The sequence below is a fragment of the Streptomyces sp. NPDC001492 genome (assembly GCF_053597275.1).
Genome location: NZ_JBSFHW010000008.1, coordinates 240,524 through 259,593, shown reverse-complemented (window position 1 = coordinate 259,593; position 19,070 = coordinate 240,524). Strand labels below are relative to the sequence as shown.

General features: G+C 71.2%; 17 protein-coding genes. 9 read left to right on the top strand and 8 right to left on the bottom strand.

Annotated elements, in window-relative coordinates; all coding sequences use genetic code 11:
• Window positions 1-2: 2 nt before the first annotated feature.
• Together gnd and ACWC1K_RS13710 are read left to right on the top strand one after the other, a co-directional pair.
• Window positions 3-881, top strand: coding sequence for a phosphogluconate dehydrogenase (NAD(+)-dependent, decarboxylating) (gnd, locus tag ACWC1K_RS13715; protein ID WP_450831101.1), 879 nt, complete (start codon window positions 3-5; stop codon window positions 879-881).
• A gap of 7 nt (window positions 882-888) precedes the next feature.
• Window positions 889-1,476: a histidine phosphatase family protein gene (locus tag ACWC1K_RS13710; RefSeq protein ID WP_450831099.1), complete on the top strand. Its 588-nt coding sequence runs from the start codon at window positions 889-891 to the stop codon at window positions 1,474-1,476.
• 198 nt (window positions 1,477-1,674) lie between these two features.
• Here ACWC1K_RS13710 and ACWC1K_RS13705 read toward each other — a convergent pair whose 3' ends face one another.
• Window positions 1,675-2,949, bottom strand: coding sequence for a lipase family protein (locus ACWC1K_RS13705; protein ID WP_450831097.1), 1,275 nt, complete (start codon window positions 2,947-2,949; stop codon window positions 1,675-1,677).
• Between the two features lie 322 nt (window positions 2,950-3,271).
• Here ACWC1K_RS13705 and ACWC1K_RS13700 point away from each other — a divergent pair, with 322 nt between their 5' ends.
• From ACWC1K_RS13700 to ACWC1K_RS13690, 3 genes are read left to right on the top strand one after another with little or no spacing between them, the layout of a single operon-like run.
• Complete coding sequence (locus ACWC1K_RS13700) at window positions 3,272-6,151, top strand: peroxidase family protein (RefSeq protein WP_450831096.1); 2,880 nt, start codon at window positions 3,272-3,274, stop codon at window positions 6,149-6,151.
• On the top strand, window positions 6,148-7,515 hold the full coding sequence (locus ACWC1K_RS13695) for a hypothetical protein (RefSeq protein WP_450831094.1): 1,368 nt from the start codon (window positions 6,148-6,150) through the stop codon (window positions 7,513-7,515). Before ACWC1K_RS13700 ends, ACWC1K_RS13695 begins: the two co-directional genes overlap by 4 nt.
• Window positions 7,516-7,526: 11 nt before the next feature.
• Window positions 7,527-8,993 carry a membrane-associated oxidoreductase gene (locus ACWC1K_RS13690; RefSeq protein ID WP_450831092.1) on the top strand — a complete coding sequence of 489 codons (1,467 nt, stop codon included), beginning with the start codon at window positions 7,527-7,529 and terminating at the stop codon, window positions 8,991-8,993.
• Here the strand turns inward: ACWC1K_RS13690 and ACWC1K_RS13685 are convergent.
• Window positions 8,980-10,779 carry a bifunctional sugar phosphate isomerase/epimerase/4-hydroxyphenylpyruvate dioxygenase family protein gene (locus tag ACWC1K_RS13685; protein WP_450831091.1) on the bottom strand — a complete coding sequence of 600 codons (1,800 nt, stop codon included), beginning with the start codon at window positions 10,777-10,779 and terminating at the stop codon, window positions 8,980-8,982. The genes ACWC1K_RS13690 and ACWC1K_RS13685 overlap by 14 nt on opposite strands.
• A 122-nt stretch (window positions 10,780-10,901) precedes the next feature.
• Entirely contained in the window at window positions 10,902-11,780 is an 879-nt protein-coding gene (locus ACWC1K_RS13680; protein WP_450831090.1) for a shikimate dehydrogenase, read from the bottom strand.
• Between the two features lie 142 nt (window positions 11,781-11,922).
• Here ACWC1K_RS13680 and ACWC1K_RS13675 point away from each other — a divergent pair, with 142 nt between their 5' ends.
• Entirely contained in the window at window positions 11,923-12,588 is a 666-nt protein-coding gene (locus ACWC1K_RS13675) for a TetR/AcrR family transcriptional regulator (protein ID WP_351468326.1), read from the top strand.
• A 220-nt stretch (window positions 12,589-12,808) separates the two neighbouring features.
• Window positions 12,809-14,149, top strand: coding sequence for an MFS transporter (locus ACWC1K_RS13670; RefSeq protein WP_450831088.1), 1,341 nt, complete (start codon window positions 12,809-12,811; stop codon window positions 14,147-14,149).
• 486 nt (window positions 14,150-14,635) lie between these two features.
• On the opposite strand, the gene ACWC1K_RS13665 is transcribed toward ACWC1K_RS13670, so the two are convergent.
• From ACWC1K_RS13665 to ACWC1K_RS13645, 5 genes are all read right to left on the bottom strand, one after another.
• Window positions 14,636-14,977 (bottom strand): VOC family protein, encoded by a 342-nt coding sequence (locus ACWC1K_RS13665; RefSeq protein WP_450831086.1) that lies wholly within the window; start codon window positions 14,975-14,977, stop codon window positions 14,636-14,638.
• 53 nt (window positions 14,978-15,030) lie between these two features.
• A complete protein-coding gene (locus tag ACWC1K_RS13660) occupies window positions 15,031-15,465 on the bottom strand; it encodes a VOC family protein (RefSeq protein WP_450831085.1) in 435 nt (144 codons plus the stop codon).
• Window positions 15,466-15,516: 51 nt separating this feature from the next.
• Window positions 15,517-15,927 carry a VOC family protein gene (locus ACWC1K_RS13655; protein ID WP_450831127.1) on the bottom strand — a complete coding sequence of 137 codons (411 nt, stop codon included), beginning with the start codon at window positions 15,925-15,927 and terminating at the stop codon, window positions 15,517-15,519.
• A gap of 160 nt (window positions 15,928-16,087) precedes the next feature.
• Window positions 16,088-16,339 carry a hypothetical protein gene (locus ACWC1K_RS13650; RefSeq protein ID WP_450831083.1) on the bottom strand — a complete coding sequence of 84 codons (252 nt, stop codon included), beginning with the start codon at window positions 16,337-16,339 and terminating at the stop codon, window positions 16,088-16,090.
• A gap of 135 nt (window positions 16,340-16,474) precedes the next feature.
• The gene (locus tag ACWC1K_RS13645; RefSeq protein ID WP_450831081.1) at window positions 16,475-16,912 is read right to left on the bottom strand and encodes a PPOX class F420-dependent oxidoreductase; all 438 of its coding nucleotides are present in this window, start codon (window positions 16,910-16,912) and stop codon (window positions 16,475-16,477) included.
• Window positions 16,913-17,002: 90 nt separating this feature from the next.
• Here ACWC1K_RS13645 and ACWC1K_RS13640 point away from each other — a divergent pair, with 90 nt between their 5' ends.
• Both ACWC1K_RS13640 and ACWC1K_RS13635 read left to right on the top strand, forming a co-directional pair.
• Window positions 17,003-17,578 (top strand): TetR/AcrR family transcriptional regulator, encoded by a 576-nt coding sequence (locus tag ACWC1K_RS13640; protein ID WP_450831079.1) that lies wholly within the window; start codon window positions 17,003-17,005, stop codon window positions 17,576-17,578.
• Window positions 17,575-18,948, top strand: a complete 1,374-nt coding sequence (locus tag ACWC1K_RS13635; protein ID WP_450831078.1) for an MFS transporter — start codon at window positions 17,575-17,577, stop codon at window positions 18,946-18,948. Before ACWC1K_RS13640 ends, ACWC1K_RS13635 begins: the two co-directional genes overlap by 4 nt.
• Window positions 18,949-19,070 lie beyond the last annotated feature (122 nt).

Below are 19,070 nucleotides of genomic sequence, written 5' to 3'. Positions count from 1 at the left end.
CCATGCAGATCGGACTCATCGGGCTCGGCAAGATGGGCGGCAACATGCGCGAGCGGATCCGCCTCGCCGGCCACACCGTCGTCGGCTACGACCGCAACCCCGACCTCTCCGACGCGGCCAGCCTCGCCGAACTGGTCGACAAGCTCGAAGCGCCGCGCGTGGTCTGGGTGATGGTCCCGGCCGGCGCCGCCACCCAGTCGGTCGTCGACGAGCTCGGCGGACTCCTCTCCCCCGGCGACACGGTCGTCGACGGCGGCAACTCCCGCTGGACGGACGACGAGAAGCACGCCGAGGAGCTCGGCGCCAAGGGCATCGGCTTCGTCGACGCGGGCGTCTCCGGCGGTGTGTGGGGCCTGCAGAACGGCTACGCGCTCATGGTGGGCGGCGACAAGGAGCACGTCGAGCGGCTCCAGCCGATCTTCGAGGCGCTCAAGCCGGAGGGCCCGTACGGCTATGTCCACGCGGGCAAGGTCGGCGCCGGGCACTTCTCCAAGATGGTCCACAACGGCATCGAGTACGCCATGATGCAGGCCTACGCCGAGGGCTGGGAGCTGCTGGAGAAGGTCGACTCGGTGACCGACGTCCGCGAGGTGTTCCGCTCCTGGCAGGACGGCACCGTCATCCGGTCCTGGCTCCTCGACCTCGCGGTCAACGCCCTGGACGAGGACGAGCACCTGGACAAGCTGAAGGGCTTCGCGCAGGACTCCGGCGAGGGCCGCTGGACGGTCGAGGCGGCCATCGACAACGCGGTGCCGCTGCCCGCGATCACGGCCTCCCTCTTCGCGCGGTTCGCCTCCCGCCAGGACGACTCCCCGCAGATGAAGATGATCGCGGCCCTGCGCAACCAGTTCGGCGGGCACGCCGTCGAGTCGAAGGAGTAGCGCAGTCGTGGGGGACCTTCTCCTGGTCCGCCACGGCGAGACGGAGTGGAGCGTGTCGGGACAGCACACCAGCTGGACCGACCTGCCCCTCACCCAGCACGGCGAGGAGCAGGCCAAGTCGCTCGCTCCGCTCCTCTCGCAGCGGACCTACGCACTCGCACTGACCAGCCCCCTCGGCCGTGCGATACGCACCGCCGAACTCGCCGGCATCTCCGGCACGTTCGTCGAACCCGACCTCCACGAGTGGGACTACGGCGCCTACGAGGGCATCACCACCGTCGAGATCCACCGCACCCAACCCGGCTGGAACCTGTGGACCGACGGCGTGCCGCCCGGCCCGGACGGGCACCCCGGCGAATCGCCCGAGCAGATCGGCCGGCGTGCCGACCGCATCCTGTCCCGCGTGGACTCGGCGCTCCCCGACGGTGACGTGATCCTCGTGGCCCACGGCCATCTCCTACGGGTGCTGACGGCCCGCCGACTGGGTCTTCCGCCCGCGGAGGGCCGGCTCTTCCAGTTGGCGACGGGCACGGTCAGCCGCCTGTCGACCGAACACGACCGCCCGGTGATCGCCGAGTGGAACACCCGGCCCTGACACTCCGGGGCCCGGGCGAACCGGGCCCCCAAGGGGCCCTGAAGGGGCGCGGGGAACGGCGCGACCAGCCACGACGGCACCGCAGCCGATCGACGACAGGTCACGGCCCGCGGCGGAGCCGCACATCGCGTCCCGCGCCGGAGCCGGAACAGCGCAGCCCGGCGGCGCAGCTGCACATCCGCAAAGCCCGCGGAGCGACTAAAGCACGTCTCCGAACTCGCTCAACACCCCCGGCGGCGCAAGCGCGTTCACGTAGTGCCCCGGGCCGTGGTCGTCGAAGGAGTACTTGAACGGGATGGTGCGCGTCAGCGCCAGGCGGGTCGCGAAGAACGCCAGCGGCGCCACCACGGCGAGCCCCGCCAGGCTGTCCATCTGGGGGTAGTGCAGGCCCGGTTCGGTGACCTCCGTCCAGCCCTGGTCGCCGGCCCGCAGCAGGGGCCGTACCGACCGCCGTGCCCCTTCGGTGACGCGGAGCAGCAGCCCGCCCCAGTCCCGGTCGACGGCCGTGCGCAGGACGTCGCTCGGGAGGGTCAGGCCCTCGATCGCCGAGTCGGCGACGAAGGTGAGCGCGGCGTCGACGGGCCCGTGGCGCCTGCGGTAGTGGAACTCGCGGCCGAACGGCGCGTACGGGCCCACCGGCCGGGGCGGCAGGGCGGGCACCACGTCCCGGTCGAAGATGTAGCGGATCAGACGGTCGCGCAGGACGTGGTGGTGCAGCGGGCCGGGTGTCTCCTCACAGGCGCGGGCCAGGTCCGGGCCACCGACCATGGGCTGGCCGAAGGTGTAGACACCCTTCAGCTTCTCGGCGATGTGCCGGTAGCGCGGCTCGTGCACCAGGGTGACCGCCATGATCGCGGCCATGGCGGCGCCGAGGCTGTGCCCGGTGATGTAGAGGGCCTCCAGACCGCCGCCGCGGGCGCCCTGCTCCTCCGGGTTCAGGGACTCGCCACGCACGGCGCGCTCCAGGGCCTCGATGATCAGATGGCGGGTGGCGCGCACGTTGCGGTAGAAGCCCGCGTGGACCTCGTACTTGCGGCCCTCCAGTTCGACGCAGAGCATCTCCGGCCGTACGTCGGCGTCGGTGAGGATGCTGATGATGTCCTCGGGCTGGGTGCCGCGGTAGCAGAGGATCGCGACCCTGCGGTCCTTGTCCTGGACCAGATAGGCGGCGGACGCGATGTACAGGGCGTCCACGCGCTCCTCGAAGGCCCGGCAGCCGTTCTCCTCCAGACCGAGCCGCGCCATGATCATGGCGACGGTCTCCACGTCGCTGTGCTGCTCGAATCCGGCGTACGAGTAGGCCGCACAGGTCGCCAGCACATGCGGGATCACTCCGTCCGGGTCCGGCTGGTGCTTGTCCTCGACGAGCCGTTCCACCAGGTCGGGATAGACCGGGAAGCTGCTCGGATCGGTCTCGGGCTTGCACGGGCGCAGCTCGGCATAGCCGGGCCCTTTGACGTAGGTGTCCCGCATCTGGGACCTCCCCCGGGACGTCTGCGGGTGGTGGGCCCCACCATGGCCCCGAACCGGCCCCGGGAAGGAGTCGTTCTCCGGCCACGGCGGGGGCGCCGGGTGGGGTTGCTGGGGAAGGGCGGCGTCCGCGGGGCGGACACGGGAGGTCACCCCTCCCTTACGCGCCCGCCTGACGTGCACGAGCACGACTGGCCGCGCAACTGTTCGCATCCGGCGCAAGCCGGCGCACATCGGCGCGAACCATCGCTGCGAGGGCGCCGCGGCCGCCAGTAGCGTGCGGGGCCCTGTCCCGTACGCAACCGTGCGCGTGAGGAAACGACCGATGGCCGAGACCGGGCAGCAAGATCCGCAGTACGAGCGGTACGAAGGCGGTGGCGCCGAAGCGGAACGGCTGGTGTTCGAGCAGCTGGCCGCCGAACTGATGAAGGTGCAGGTCAAGAACCGGCGGGCGGGGGGCGGCGGGATCGCCCGGACCTTCCATGCCAAGGCGCCGGTGGCCGTGGACAACGCGCGGCTGCGCTTCCACGACGATCTCCCCGCCGCGCTGCGGGTGGGGTTCGCCCAGCCGGGTGCCGAGTATCCGGCGACGGTGCGGCTGTCCAACGCGAGCGGGATCCGGCAGGGCGACGGTTCGCCCGACCTGCGCGGGGCGGCAGTGCGGGTGCAGGTGTCGGGCGAGGAGAGCCACGACCTGCTGGCGACCAGCTATCCGGTCTCGCACGCCCGCAACGCACGGGAGTTCGTGGCCTTCGCGAAGGCCATGGCGGGCGCGAAGAGCCCCGTGCAGAAGGCGTTCGGGCTGTTCGTCAAGCTGCCGCTGGCGGTGGGCCTCGGCACCGCGAACCGGATGCGCCGCAATGTGCGGGCCGCCACCCGGCACACCGTCGACTCCCTGGCCAACGAGACGTTCTGGAGCCGTGGCGCAGTGCTGTGGGGTGAGGCGGGACCCGTGCGGTTCCTGTTCCGTCCGGCGCCCGGTACCCCGCCGGCGCCCGCTGCGGACCGCCGGGACGCGGACGCCCTGCACCGGGAGTTCGCGCACCGCCTGGCGCAGGGGGACGTCAGCTACGACCTGTGCGTCCAGCGGTTCGTCGACGAGCGGCGCACCCCCGTCGAGGATGCCTCGGTGGAGTGGAAGGACGGGGTGTCGCCCGCGATCGCGGTGGCCCGGCTGACCCTTCCCAGCCAGGACCTGAACACCGCCGAGGCCCGCGCGGCCGCCCGCCGGATCGAGGACCTCACCTTCAACCCCTGGTACACCACGGACGAGTTCCGTCCGCTCGGCAACATCAACCGCGCCCGGAAGGCCGCCTACCAGGCGGCGAGCGCGCACCGGCTGGGGTTGAAGTTCGTCACCGAGGAGCCCCTGCGCAACCGCGTCCTGGGCCGCCCGATGGAAACGGCGTTCGCGCTGCTGAACCGGTATGTCCCCTGGCACCGGCTGCCCTTGCAGCTGAGCCTGCTGAACCTGGTGTTCCTGCGCAAGGTGCTGCGCCGCCGCAACCTGATGGACACCGAGGTGCGCGAGGCACCGCCGAAGGCCCAGCGGGTGCCGGCGCCGATCCCGGAGCAGCTGCGCGGCGAGCGGTCCTACGACGGGACGTACAACGATCTGTCGGCCCCGACGACGGGGGCGGTGGGTGCCACCTTCGGCCGCAACCTGAAGCCGGAGTACCGACCCGACCTCTTCGACACCCCGAACCCGGTCACGGTCAGCCGGCAGCTGCTGTACCGCGAGAGCTTCGTGCCCGCGACCTCCCTCAACATCCTGGCCGCCGCCTGGATCCAGTTCCAGGTGCACGACTGGGTCAACCACCGCCGGTACAAGCCCGGCGAGCGCAGCGTCGAGGTGCCCCTGCCGCCCGGCAGCGGCCCCTGGCACAACACGCCCGGCGGGCCCGGCGAGAACGTGATGCGGTTCGCGGAGAACGAGGGCATCGAGGTGCCCGGCCGTCCGCCGATCCTGTTCGGCAACAACGCCTCCCACTGGTGGGACGGCTCCGAGGTGTACGGCGAGGACGAGCACACCGCACGCTTCCTGCGCGAGGCCGACGGACGCGCCGAACTCCGCCTGGAGGACGGCCACCTGCCCGGCGGCGGCAACGGTCAGGTCCCGCTCACCGGCTTCAACGAGAGCTGGTGGATGGGCCTGAGCGCCATGCACACCCTCTTCGCCCGCGAGCACAACGCGGTGTGCGCCGCACTGCGCGCCGAGTACCCGGCGATGAGCGAGGAGCGCATCTACCAGACCGCCCGGCTGGTGGTCTCCGCACTGATCGCGAAGATCCACACGGTGGAGTGGACCCCGGCGATCCTCGCCACCGAGGCGATCGACATCGCGCTGAAGACCAACTGGCAGGGGCCCCCGAAGAACTGGCTCAACCAGCTCGGCCTGTGGCTGTTCGAGGCGCACTCGCTGACGGGCATCCCGAAGACCCTGCCGGACCACCACACGGCGCCGTACTCGCTGACGGAGGACTTCGTCACCGTCTACCGCATGCACCCGCTGGTCCCGGACGACTTCGAGCTGCGCGAGCACCACTTCGGGCAGCGCCTGGAGACGGTGGGCTTCCTGGACATCCAGGGCGGGGCGGCCGAGTCGCAGATCCGCAAGACGGGCCTCGCGAACACGCTCTACTCCTTCGGCATCGCCCACCCGGGCGCGATCACCCTGCACAACTACCCCCGCGCACTGCAGCAGTTCGAGCGGGACGGGGAGATCATCGACCTGTCGGTGGTGGACCTCGTACGCACCCGCCGTCGTGGCGTGCCGCGCTACAACGACTTCCGCGAGGGCCTGCACAAGCAGCGCATCCGCTCCTTCGAGGAGCTCACGGAGAACGCCGAGACCCTGGCGCGCCTCAAGGACGTCTACCGCTCGGTCGACGAGATCGACACGGTGGTGGGCCTGTTCGGGGAGAACCCGCCGGCCGGGTTCGGCTTCAGCGACACGGCGTTCCGCATCTTCATCCTCATGGCGAGCAGGCGCCTGCAGTCCGACCGCTTCCTCAACGTCGACTACCGGCCCGAGGTGTACACCCCGCTGGGCATCGACTGGGTGGAGCGGGGCGGCATGAACTCCGTCATCCTGCGGCACTGCCCGGAGCTGGCGGCGCTGCTGCCGCGCGGCGCGAGTGCGTTCGCGCCGTGGCGTACGGTGCGGGCGGCCGGCGACGGGGACATGCACGGAGGCCGTGAATGAGCACGTTCCACGGTCACCCGGGGCTGGCCGACCTGTTCGGCCGGCCCCTGCTGGACACGGTCTGGCACCGGCGCACCCACCGCGTCAGCCGCGGCGCCTCGGTGCCGGCCGGGTCGATGAGCTACCGCTCCCCGCACACCCGTCAGCCCTTGTCGGAGCTGGAGGAGGCGGTGCTGATCGCGATCACCGGCTGTACGGGCCTCACCATGCCGGACCGCCCCTTCGAGGACCCCCGCGACGGCAAACCCATCATGGCCAAGCCCAACCTGACCATGGCGGGCCGCACCGCGGGCAGCCCCGACAACGCGCAGGGCACCCACTTCTTCATGATCAACGACACGGGGACCTACTACCTGCGGAAGCTGCCACCCGCGCCCCAAGAGCCCTTCGACGCCGAGACGTTGGCGGCGCGGGCGGCCCGGTCCAAGGTGAAGGTCCTCGACCACCGGCTCGACGTACCGCAGAACAAGCGGGACTTCCCGGCCTACCTGGACTCGAACCGCTTCCTGTCCAACCTGTCGGGGACGACGGTGTTCTTCCCGGTCGTCGACCTCTCCCACCAGTACATCAACGCGTTGATGTACCTGCTGACCCAGCCGGACGGCGCGCGCCCGACGCTGGTGGACGACCGCAACTTCTACCGTCCCGCGGGCGTGAAGAAGTGGGTCAGGAACGGCTTCCTGAACGGAGACCTGAAACTCCCGCTCGGCGCACTCGGCCCGATGCGCACCCAGATCGAGGCGGACCTGCTGCTGCAGAACCTCATGCTCACGGCGGAGGCGATGGGCCTCGGCGCCTGGATCCACGCGTCGATCAACCCGCAGATAGCCCTGGGCGACCCGAAGTTCTCGCGCGCATACGGCAGGATGCTCGGCTTCACCTTCGTCACCCCGCGCTGGCGGCTCGCGGACCTGTGGCGCTGGCATGTACCGCTCCCGGCCTACGCGACCCTGCGCTCGCACCCGGTGGGGCTCACTTCCCCGGACGGCGAGCCACTGATCGCGGCCGCCTGCCCGCCCGCGCACAAGTCGATGTCGGACGCGGTGGACTCGGTGATCGGCGCGAAGTTCGGCACCGGAGGCATCTACACCGACAAGGACGTCTTCGCCCGCATCTACAAAGAGGACTACGGCCAGCGCTATCTCGCGGAGGCGAGCGAGTACGAGGAGCGGGTGATCGACTGCGCCCGCGACATCTGCGAGTACGTCATCCGCACGCACCGCCGCTTCCCCGCGCACACGGACGCGATCCACGTCCCGGGCATCTGGCTTCAGGCCCATCACGTGGAACGGGAGTACTACGAGCGGTACTTCGTGAACGGACTGACCGACACCCACCGGCGGCACGCGGAGCTCTGGGATTAGAGTCCCGCTCTGTGGAGATCAACGATCTGACGCCGGCCGAGCAGCAGGTGTGGCGGGCGTTCTCGACGGGGGCGACGGTCGACTTCCGAGAGGGGGGCGACGACGAGGACACGGCGGAGGGTGCGCAGTGGGGGCCTGAACGGAGCATACGAGCAACGGTGTTGCGGGCGCTGCTCCTCAACGGCCCCCGAGTGCCGGGGGAAGTGGCCGCGCTCAAGGTCAAGGGGGCGCGGGTCACCGGCATTCTGGACCTGAGACACGCGACGGTCGACAGCATCGTCCATCTGAGCCACTGCCACTTCGCGGACGCCCCTGACCTCTCCGGCGCCCATCTGCCCTACGTGAACCTGCGCGACTCCGTGCTGCCGGGCCTGATGATCGCGCGGGCCCGGGTGGACGGCAGCGTCCGGCTGACCCGCTGCCGGTTCTCCGGAGTCGTGCACCTGGGCGGGTCGCACATCTCCGGGGTGCTGTTCCTCGAACGGGCCGAGTTCGCCGCCGTGCCGGAGACCGAGCCGGTCCTGAAGCTCAGCCACGTCACCATCGAGGACGACCTGTGCGCCACCGGGCTGCGCACCCACGGCGAGATACGCCTCGACGGTGCCGCCGTCGCCGGATCGGTCGACCTCAACGACGCCCGGCTCCACCACCCCGGCAAAGCCGTCCTCGACGCCCAGACCCTCGTCGTGGAAGGCGACCTCCTGATGCGGCGCGTGGAGGCAACAGGCTGGATCGGTCTGCGCGGCGCACGCGTCGCGGGCCGCTTCGACCTGTCGTACTCCCGCCTGTCACATCCGGACGATTCGGCCCTGAAGGCGAGCAGCTGCACCATCGGGGAACTCTGGCTGCGCAAGGGCCCGCCCTTGCAAGGACGGCTCAACCTGCGCCGCGCCCAGGTGGACGTCCTGTTCCTGGAACCGGAGGTGGTGCCCGACGAGGTCTACCTGAGCAGCCTCGTGTACACCACTCTCACCCCCCACGAACCCGCCGAACGCCGCCTCCCCATGCTCGAACGCGATGCCGAGGGCTATGTCCCGCACGCCTACGAGCAGTTGGCCACCGCCTACCGCCGCGTCGGCGACGACCACGCCGCCCGCCTGGTCCAGCTCGCCAAGCAGCGCCGCCTGCGCTCCACCCGCGCCTGGTACGGACGCCTCTGGGGCTACGTCCAGGACGCCACCGTCGGCTACGGCTTCCGCCCGCTGCGCGCGGCCGTATGGCTTCTGTCGCTCCTCGCCATCGGCTCGACCGCCTACGCCCTGCACCACCCCCACGCACTCAAGGCGTCGGAGGCCCCGCACTTCAACCCGGTCTTCTACACCCTCGACCTGCTGCTCCCGGTGATCTCCTTCGGCCAGGAGGAGGCGTTCGCGCCGGACGGCGGGTACCAGTACCTCGCCTACGCCCTGATCATCACCGGCTGGATCCTGGCCACGACGGTCGTCACCGGCGTGACCAGAACCGTCAGCCGCCAGTGAGCCGCCGCGCGGCATGCTGGGCCGCCAGGCGCACGGGCGCGTTCTGGGCGCCGTACCCCTGGTATCCGCCGTCACGCTGGACGAGCTCGAAGAACACCCGGCCCACGGTCCGCGTGTAGCAGTGCCGGAACTCCCCGTACCGGTCCCGGTCGTAGAGGATCCCGAGCTCGCGATACGTCTCCAGCTCCCCCTCGGCGAACTCGAACCGGGCGGCCAGGTCGTCGTAGTAGTTCGCCGGCATCGGCAGCAGCAGCCCGCCCGCCTCACGGAAGCGGCGTACCGCGGCCACCACGTCGTCCGTCGCCAGCGCGATGTGCTGGGCGTGGACCGTGTCGTCCGCGGGCGCGGCGCCGACGGACAGGGCGATACGGACGCTGCCATCGGCGGCGGTGACGGCACGGCTGCGCAACAGGCCGTACGGGTCGGCCACGTCCACGCTCTCCTGGGCGGACAGGCCGAGCACGCTGCGGTGGAAGAGGGTGGCCTCGTCGAAGTGGTGCCAGGGCTGGACGAGAGCGAGATGGTCGATGCGTCGCACACCCGGAACCACCGGTCCGGCCTGCTCGACCTCCTGGAAGTCACCGCGCCAGTCGGGCAGTTCGGGCCGACCGGTCGCGCAGAAGAACAACTCCGTGCCGTCCGGGGCCGCCACGGCGTCCAGCGGGGCGTCCTCGCTCGCCCGCCGGCGCGGCAGCACGGGCGCCAGCAGTGCCTCGGCGCGGCGCGCGGCGCCCGCCGGGTCCGGGGACTCCAGGCCGATCGCGGCGAGCCCGGTGCCGTCCCGCCGGGCGGCCGGGCCGGTGTTGACGAGCACCCGGGCCTGACCCGCCTGCCACAGGTCGACCGGCTTGCTGCGGTGCCGCGCGGTCCGGGCGAACCCCAGGGCCCCCAGCACTTCGCTGACCGGCTCGGCATCGGGAGTGACCAGCTCGGCAAAGGCTACCCCCGTGGGGACCACGGGGGCGGGCAGCTCGGCCAGCCCCACCGCCTCCTGGAGGACCAGGAGCGACCGGTGCGCGTCCACGGCCGTCGGCCCGGCCTCGGCCTGCCGGAAGACGTCGTTGAAGACCTCGAGGGAGAGCGGCCCGGAGTACCCCGTGCGCAGCACATGCCGCACGAGCCCGGTGACGTCGAAGCCGCCCTGCCCCGGGAAGCAGCGGTAGTGCCGACTCCACTGCAGGACGTCCATCGCGAGCAACGGAGCATCCGCGAGCTGGAGGAAGAAGATCTTCTCGCCGGGGATGTCCTCGATGCCCTTGGGATCGGACCCACGGGAAAGAATGTGAAAGCTGTCGAGACAGGTACCGAGCGCGGGATGGTCCGCGGTCTCGACGACGTGCCACGCATGGTCGTACGTGCTGACGTGCCGCCCCCAGGCAAGTGCCTCGTAGGCGACACGGATCCCGAAGTCCTGGGCGAGGTCGGCGAGTCGAGTCAGTTGCTCGGCGGCGAGCGCGTCGTCGTCCACGGCCAGGGGACTCACGCTGGAGCAGACGAGGACCGTCTCGGCCCCGAGCCGCCGCATGACCTCGAACTTGTGCCGGGCTCGGCGCAGATTGCGCGCGAACTCGTCCTCGGGGACGGCTTCGATGTCCCGCATGGGCTGATAGAGGTCGATACTGAGCCCGAGATCGACACAGCGGGCCCGGACCTCTTCCGGGTCGAGGGGGCTGGCAAGCAGATCGTTCTCAAAGACCTCAACGCCGTCGAACCCGGCCCGCGAGGCAGCCGTGAGCTTCTCGGTCAGGGAGCCACTGAGCGAGACGGTGGCAATGGATGTGCGCATGACGGTGCCCTTTCGGCTTGCCTCACTGCAACGCCCCTTCAGGGGCGCGGGGCTGTGTTCGATGTGCGGCTACCGCCGCGTGGGCGCGACCAGCCACATACGGCCGGCAGCCGAAATACCGCCTAACTCGCCGAGCTCTCGACGGCCCCCGCCATCTCCTCAATATCAGCCAACATGCGCCCACTGTCGGGCTCCCGCCCGGTGAACAGCCGAAACGCATCCGCAGCCTGGAACACAGCCATCCCACCCCCATCCAAAGTGGCGCAGCCAACCGCCCGGGCAGTACGCAGCAACTCCGTCTCCAACGGCCGATAAACAACCTCGGCCACCCACAAACCGGGATGGAGAAGCTCGGGGGCAAAAGGCAGCCCGGGGTGTGCGGCCATCCCGGTAGGCGTGGCATGCACAACACCGTCGGCCGAGCCGAGCAGTCGCGGAAGCTGATCGGGAGCAGCAGCGGCCGCACGGCCGACACCGAAGTGCCGATTCAGCCCACGGGCAAGGTCCACCGCACGGTCGGTCAACGCGTCGACGACGGTGACGCGCTCGGCGCCCAAGGTAAGCGTGGCGTGCGCGACAGCTGCCCCCGCCCCACCGGCGCCGACCTGCACCACCCGCTCCAGCGAAGCGTCCGGCAACCCCCGCGCGAACGAGGCCGCGAACCCGGTGATGTCCGTGTTGTGACCGATCGCGCGACCGTCCTCGAAGACGACGGTGTTGACCGCCCCCAACGCCTCGGCCTGCGGAGCAAGCCCGTCCAGGTGCTCGATCACCAGCTGCTTGCACGGGTGGGTGATGTTCAGCCCGTCGAAGCCGAGGTCCCGGGCGGCGCGCACCAGGTCGCCGACGGCCTGCGGCGGCACGCCGAGGGTGTCGATGTCGATGAGCCGGTACAGATAGCGCAGGCCCTGCCGGTCCGCCTCCCGCTCGTGCAGCGCCGGGCTGAGCGACGGGCCGATGCCGGAACCGATCAGTCCGACGAGATACGAGTCCTTGGCCACGAGGCCTCCTGAGCCGAGCACTAATGTACGAACTAGTACGTTAGCTATATCAGTCCGACGGCTGCCTGGGAAGACCTCGCCCGGCGCCACCCGGCCCGCCTTCTAGAATCTGCGGCACTGGCCGCACTCCCGAAGGAACCCGATGACCAGCGTCGACGAACCGGCACGACCCAACGGACGGATCCGCGACGCCGCCCGCACCCAGGCCGAGATCCTCGACGTGGCGACACAGGAGTTCGCACGGGCGGGTTACGACGGCGCCCGGGTCGACGAGATCGCCGCCCGCACCCGCACCACCAAGCGGATGATCTACTACTACTTCGGCGGCAAGGAGCAGTTGTTCACGGCCGTCCTGGAGCGGGCGTACGGCGTGATCCGGGAGGCCGAGCAGAAGCTGGACGTCGAGCACCTGGACCCGGTCGCGGCCATCCGGCGCCTGGCCGAGCTGACCTTCGACCACCACGAGCAGCACCCGGACTTCATCCGCCTGGTCAGCATCGAGAACATCCACGGCGCCGAGCACATCGCCGCCTCCGAGAAGCTGGGCAGGATCGGCTCCCCCGCGCTCGACGTGATCCGCCGCATCCTGGCCGCCGGGCAGGAGTCGGGCCTGTTCACGGCCGATGTCGACGCGGTCGACCTGCACGCGATGATCAGTTCCTTCTGCTTCTTCCGGGTCTCCAACCGGCACACGTTCGGCGCCCTGTTCGGCCGCGACCTGGTCGACCCGGCCCAGCGCGAGCACTACCGCACGATGCTGGGCGACATGGTGATCGCCTACCTGACGGCGGACCGCGCGGCGGACTGATCACGCCGATCACGCGCACGGCAGCGGCAAGATCCTTCGGCACACCCCCTTGACACCCGGGAAACGTGGGCGCAACATCCGTAGCCAACCGCTACTAACTATCCAGTGGGTTAATTAGCCGGGTAGCACCCGGCGCGGCCGACCCGCCACCCCAGGGATCCGGCACTTCTCCCCCGCCGCTCACTCCGCTTACGTTGGAGTTCCCTCGAAGGAGCAAGCCGTGTCCGTCCCCGCCGAAGCCGTCGGGCAGCCGAGAAAGGCGGCCACCGCCGCCTGGATCGGCAGCGCCCTGGAGTACTACGACTTCTTCATCTACGGCAGCGCGGCCGCGCTGATCTTCCCGAAGGTCTTCTTCGACGAGTCCGACCCGGCCACCGCCACCCTGCTGTCCCTGGCCACGTTCGGTGTCGCGTACGCGGCACGCCCGATCGGCGCGCTCTTCCTCGGCCACTTCGGTGACCGTGTCGGCCGTAAGAAGATCATGGTCTTCACGCTGATCCTGATGGGCCTGTCGACCTTCCTCATCGGCTGTCTGCCCACGCGCGCCCAGGTCGGCACGCTTGCCCCGGTCCTGCTGGTCGCCTGTCGCGTTCTGCAGGGCATCTCGGCGGCGGGCGAGCAGGCCAGCGCGAACTCGATGACCCTGGAACACGCGCCACCGCACAGGCGCGGCTTCTTCACCAGCTTCACCCTCAGCGGCACACAGGGCGGCCAGCTCATCGCCACCCTGGTCTTCATCCCGGTGGCCGCGCTCCCCGAGGACCAGCTGCTGTCGTGGGGCTGGCGGGTTCCGTTCTGGGCGAGCGTCGTGGTCGCCGTGGTCGGCTACGTCATCCGCCGCAAGCTCCCGGAGACGCCGGCCTTCGCGAAGCAGGCGGCCGGCGAGGGTGTCGTGAAGCTGCCGCTGGCGGTGCTGCTGCGTGAGCACTGGATGGACGTGCTGCGGGTGATCGGCGGCGCGGTCATCGCCTCGGTCTCGACGATCTTCACGGTCTGGGCCCTCGCCTACGCCACCAGCGACTCCGTCGGCATGTCCCGCTCCTCCATGCTGTGGGTGGGCGCCCTCGCCAATCTCGTCGCCCTCGCCGCGATCCCCCTGTGGGCCTCCCTCTCGGACCGCATCGGCCGTCGTCCCGTGTACCTGATCGGCGCGGCGGGCAGCGCGCTCGCCATGTTCGGCTATCTGTGGGCGATCTCCACGGGCAGCTACCCGCTGACCCTGGTCCTGGGCATCGTCGCCTTCGGCATCGTCTACAGCGCCGCGAACGGCGTATGGCCCTCCTTCTACGGCGAGATGTTCTCCACCCGGGTGCGCCTGTCCGGCATGGCGATCGGCACCCAGATCGGCTTCGCCGTGGCCGGCTTCGCGGTCACGTTCGCCGCGCAGATCGCGGGCCCCGACGGCAACGACTGGTCCTCGGTCGCCCTGTTCACCGCGGCCCTCTGCGTCCCGCCGGTCATCACCGGCCTCTCGGCCCGAGAGACCCACAAGACCCCGACAGAGCACCTGGGCGAGAGGACCGCCGAAGGTGCGTCACAGCCGGAGACGGTCACCGCCTGACGGCACCCCCCACACGCCCCCGGGCCCCGGACACCGTTCCGGCGCCCGGGGGTTCCGCATGCCCGCCCCACGCTCACGGCCACCTCACCCACCCACCAGGGCGTGACACCCCCGGACCCGCGCGAACGCCACCGCACCGGCCACCCACCCCGACCGGGCCCGCCGCGCTGCCCGCCCCCGCCGAGCCGTCGATCACGGCCACCTCACCCACCCACCAGGGCGAGACACCCCCACCGGACCCGCGCGAACACCACCGCACCGGCCACCCACCCCGACCGGGCCCGCCCCCGCCGGCCGTGTGCCGCCACGGAGGCAGCCTCCTCCGCCAGTGCCTCCGGCTTGGCGGGGATCCACCACCGGCCGCAGGTCTCGTCCACGCCGGGCCGCGGCAGCAGCGCGGCTACGGCGCCGGAGGCCGGCGTCCGGCCACGCCCTCAGGTCACCCGCCGCGTGCCTCGCACCGCGGCCGCGACGCTGTCCGCGGCCCTAGGCTCGCGGGTGCCGCGGCTCGTAGAGGCCGACCTCGCCGCCGCCCGGTAGCCGGAAGCCGGTCACCCGGCCCCAGCGGGCCTCCTCCAGGGGCCGCGTGAACTCCACGCCCTTCTCGGTGAGTTCGGCGGTCGTCGCGTCGAGGTCGTCGCACATCAGCATCAGTTCGTGCGACGGCTCGCCCTCGGCCGGGTGGAAGGCGACCTCGGCGGGCGGCGCCCTGAAGATGAGCCAGCCGTGCCCGGCGTCGACGTGCGCCCAGCCGAGGACGTCCCGGAAGAAGGCCCGGTCCGCCTCGGCGTCGCGGGTGTAGATCACCACATGTGCACCATTGATCACGCGCGGAGGCTAGGTCCCCGGGCCGGGGCACGGCAAGGGCGGCGCGCGGTCGGTCATGCGGGGGCCGCGGCCACGCAGAACTCGTTGCCCTCCGGGTCGGCCATGACGATGTGGTGTCCGTCGAACTCCGCCAGGACACTCCCGCCCGCCTGCGCGAGGCGCTCGGACTCGGCCCGTATGCGGGCCCACCGCTCGTCGGGACTGCCGTCTCCCGGCACCCGGACGTCGATGTGGAGGCGGTTCTTCGCCGTCTTGGGCTCGGGCACCCCGAGGATGGACAGCCGGGGACCCACGCCGTCGGGATCGCAGAGCCACGCGCCGTCGTCCGCCGAGTCGTCGTCCGGCAGGTCGAACTGGGCGAGCCACTCCTCGCGGGTGGTGAAGGGTGCGGGCGGCGGCTCGTCGACATAGCCGAGCGCCGTCTTCCAGAACCCGGCAAGGAGCTGCGCGTCCGCGCAGTCGAGCGTGAGATCGAAGGTGGCTGCCATGCAAGGACCGTACTGCGCACCACTGACAGCGCGACCGCGGCCGGAGCCTGATCAGGCGTTCGACCAGCCCCGCTCGCACAGCACCAGCCGGTAGCCGTCCGGGTCCTCGATCGTGACGCCCCACTGGTTCCAGTACGGATTGGGAGACGGCACCCGCTTGCCGCCGTGCTCCTCCAGCCGGCCCACCAGCTCTTCGGGCACCGGCCCGTCGACGTAGACGACGAGAAGGTCCTCCTCGGTGGGCCGGGGCTCGACGGGCCGAACGGGTTCATGGACGAGCTCCAGATGCCAGCCCGCGTCCGGCCAGCCGAGCATCAGCAGGTCGTGCTCGCCGGGTTCGGAACCGCCCTCCGCCCGCCACACCACCCTCAGCCCGAGCCCCTGCGCCCAGAACCGCTCGGCGGCGGCGAGGTCCCGGGACAGGCGGGCGATACGGATGTGGCTGCGGCCGTCGACCGGCATCATGACCTCTTCCTGAGTTGCGGCATCTTTGCTCGCAGCCTAGGCAGTCCGTGATCCCCGAACCATCGGTCGTCCGCCCTGCGCCCCAAGACCTAGGCCCTGTTGAGGCATTGCGCGCACTGCGGTAATCATGAGGGACCTCCGCGCGCTCCGGCCGGATTCAGGGGCGGCCGGAGTGCGCGGACCGACATTGACCCGGCCAGTCGAGGATCCCCCTGTAGCCACTCGTGCACCAGGCGGGCCATGTCGTCGAGTTGGCCGGGTTGGTGGGAGCCGTCACCTCGCCCCCGGCGATGCGGCGGACCAGAGCGCCGGCCGACTCCCACGCCCACGTGCCGGCCTCGTTCGCCATGCCCGATCCGACGGCTCCGAGCACCGCGCCGATGGCGCCCGGCGAAACCGGATCCACCATGCCGTGCGCTCCCCGTCTTCCGTGCCCCGCCGTTCGGCCTGTCACTCGCGGTGATCAACCCTGGCCGCAGCGGCCGAACACGACAGGGCATCATCCGGCACGGGCTCCCGATCCGCCGGACGGGCCCGTGCCCTCTCAGCCCCGGTTGGCGCCCTTGGGAATGCCGTAAGCCCGCTCCACCTTCAGCCGCACCACCAGGCGTCGGTCGCGGACCATCGCGGCACGGTAGTCGTCCCAGTCCGGGTGCTCGCCCAGGACGTCGCGGTACAGGCGGATCAGCTCCTCCACCGTCTCGTCCTGCGGGTCCTTCGCGACGGGCGCGAGCTCGGCGGTGCCCTCGACGACCGTGTAGGCGCGGCGGTCCGGGGTGGACACGTGGTACGAGGCCCGCGCGTCCCGGCGCAGATTGCGGGTCTTGGCCCGGTCGTCGGTGACGGAGATCCGGAGGATGCCCTCGTCCGGGTAGTAGTGGTGGCTGACGTTCGACAGCTGGGGCCGGCCGTCCTGCTTGAGGGTGACCAGTACGCCGCCGCGCTCGTCGGAGAGCAGCTCGAGCAGTGTGTCGTGAGTCATACGGGGATCAACCAGCGGGACCGATCTGCGCATTCCCCACCGTCCATTCCTGGGTAGACACTGTCTACGTCCGACTGGTAGACAGTGTCTATGGATACGTCGGAGAGTGGGCTACGGGACCGGCTGGTCGATGTCGGCGTGGATCTGGTCGCAAGCGAAGGTGCGCAGGCGCTGACCCTGCGGGAGATCGCGCGCCGGGCGGGCGTCTCGCACGGCGCGCCCCGCCGCTACTTCCCCACCCACCTGGAGCTGCTGTCCGCCATCGCCCGCCGCGGCTTCGCCGACCTGGCCGAGCGGGCGTCGGCCGCGACCGGCGACGGCACGGCACCCCCACGCGAGCAGCTGGCGGCCCTGGGACGGGTCTACCTGGAGTTCGCCGTCGACAGCCGCGGCATGTACGAGTTGATGTTCCGTCATGACCTGCTGGCGAGCGGGCACTTGGGTCTGCGTGACACCAGTCTGCCGCTGTTCGGGCGTCTGGTGGAGCTGGTCGGGCGGATCCGGCCCGATGCGGACGCCCGGGTCGTCGCGGGCGCGCTCTGGGCGAACCTGCACGGCATCGCCCAGCTGTGGGGCTGGGGCAGCCTCCAACTCGCCACGGGCGCCGACGACTTCGCGCCTCTGCTGCGATCGGCACTGGATGCGCACCTGGGCGAGGGCGCGTGAGCGGGCACCGCGCGCTGACGCTGACGTGCAGCGTGGTCGGCGCGGTGATCGTCGCCCTGGACGGCACGGTCCTCACCGTCGCGCAGCCCACCCTGCAACGCGACCTGGGCGCGTCCTTCTCCCAGGTCCAGTGGACCAGCACCGGGTATCTCATCGCGGTGGCGGGCCTGTTGGTGTTCTCCGGGCGGCTCGGCGACCGGTACGGGCATCAACGTCTCTTCGCCCTGGGAATGCTGGGCTTCGGGGCGACGTCGGCGGGCATCGGTCTGGCACCCGGGGTCGGCTGGGTGATCGGTCTGCGGGTCCTGCAAGGTGTGTTCGGGGCGCTGTTGCAGCCCGCCACACTGGGGATGCTGCGGGCCGCGTTCCCGCCGGACCGGCTGCGGATGCCGATCGCCGTGCGGGCCGGCGCGATCGGGGTGGCGGCCGCGGCGGGGCCCGTGCTGGGCGGAGCGCTGGTGGCCGGGCCGGGCTGGCGGGCGGTGTTCTTCCTCAACGTCGTACCGGCACTCGTCTTCGGCCTGCTCGGGCTGACACTGCGCGGTGCGCGTCCTCGGCGGTCCTCGGCCCGCCTGGACGTGCCCGGCGCGGTCCTGCTCGCGGTGACCCTGGCCTGTCTGGTCCACACCCTGGTCGCGCTGCCGGACGGCGGATGGACGACGGGGAGCGCGCTCGGGCTGGTGTCGGCCGTGGTCGCGGGCGCCGCCTTCGTACGGCATGAGCGGCGGACCGCGAGTCCGCTGGTGCCGCCGGACATCGTGCGGTCGCCGGCCGTCAGCTCCGCGCTCGGCATTCTGGTCGCCGCGTCGGCCGCCCTGAACGGCACGCTGTTCGTCGCCACCTTCCTGCTCCAGGACACGCTGGGCCTCGACCCGGTGCACATGGCCCTGCTCAGCCTGCCGCTCGCGGCACTGATGATCGTCGCCGCACCGGGGTGCGCGGTGCTGTTGCGCCGGGCCGGGGCCCGCCGTACGACCATGACCGCGATGGCCGTCCTGGCCGCCGGGATCCTGGTGCTGGGCCGGGCCGCGGGCACGGTCGGCCTCTGCACCGGGTTCGCGCTGGTGGGGGCGGGGTTCGGCACGGTGATGGTGGCGGCCACCCATGTCGTCGTACGCCAGGCCGCCGTCGGGTCGGCCGGGGTGGCGGGCGGCTTGCAGCAGACCGCGATGAACGTCGGCCCGGTGCTGGGCGTGGCCGCCGCGACGACGCTGATGGGGCTCGGCCACGGGCACGGGCTGCCTCTGCTCGTCCTCGCCGTGGTCGCCGTGGCGGGGGCGGTGGCGGGCCGCGCGCTGCCGGAACGTTCCGCCGAAACGATCAATCATGGTCAACAGGGGGCCATCGCCGGCGTTCCTGAGCGACGATGAGACCCGGCAGAACAGGCAAGGTCCGCTGTGGTTCAGCACGCCTCTGAAGGGGCGCGGGGCCGTATCATCATGCGGCTCCGCCGCGTGGGGGCGACCAGCCACGACGGTGCCGCAGACGATGT

Excerpts from the sequence above, each read along its gene's own strand:
- ACWC1K_RS13650 (WP_450831083.1), bottom strand. The coding sequence starts at position 16,339 with ATGGTGGATCCGGTTTCGCCGGGCGCCATCGGCGCGGTGCTCGGAGCC.
- ACWC1K_RS13705 (WP_450831097.1), bottom strand. The coding sequence starts at position 2,949 with ATGCGGGACACCTACGTCAAAGGGCCCGGCTATGCCGAGCTGCGCCCG.
- ACWC1K_RS13685 (WP_450831091.1), bottom strand. The coding sequence starts at position 10,779 with ATGCGCACATCCATTGCCACCGTCTCGCTCAGTGGCTCCCTGACCGAG.
- ACWC1K_RS13675 (WP_351468326.1), top strand. The coding sequence starts at position 11,923 with ATGACCAGCGTCGACGAACCGGCACGACCCAACGGACGGATCCGCGAC.
- ACWC1K_RS13660 (WP_450831085.1), bottom strand. The coding sequence starts at position 15,465 with ATGGCAGCCACCTTCGATCTCACGCTCGACTGCGCGGACGCGCAGCTC.
- ACWC1K_RS13645 (WP_450831081.1), bottom strand. The coding sequence starts at position 16,912 with ATGACTCACGACACACTGCTCGAGCTGCTCTCCGACGAGCGCGGCGGC.
- ACWC1K_RS13695 (WP_450831094.1), top strand. The coding sequence starts at position 6,148 with ATGAGCACGTTCCACGGTCACCCGGGGCTGGCCGACCTGTTCGGCCGG.
- gnd (WP_450831101.1), top strand. The coding sequence starts at position 3 with ATGCAGATCGGACTCATCGGGCTCGGCAAGATGGGCGGCAACATGCGC.
- ACWC1K_RS13655 (WP_450831127.1), bottom strand. The coding sequence starts at position 15,927 with ATGCCGGTCGACGGCCGCAGCCACATCCGTATCGCCCGCCTGTCCCGG.
- ACWC1K_RS13700 (WP_450831096.1), top strand. The coding sequence starts at position 3,272 with ATGGCCGAGACCGGGCAGCAAGATCCGCAGTACGAGCGGTACGAAGGC.
- ACWC1K_RS13640 (WP_450831079.1), top strand. The coding sequence starts at position 17,003 with ATGGATACGTCGGAGAGTGGGCTACGGGACCGGCTGGTCGATGTCGGC.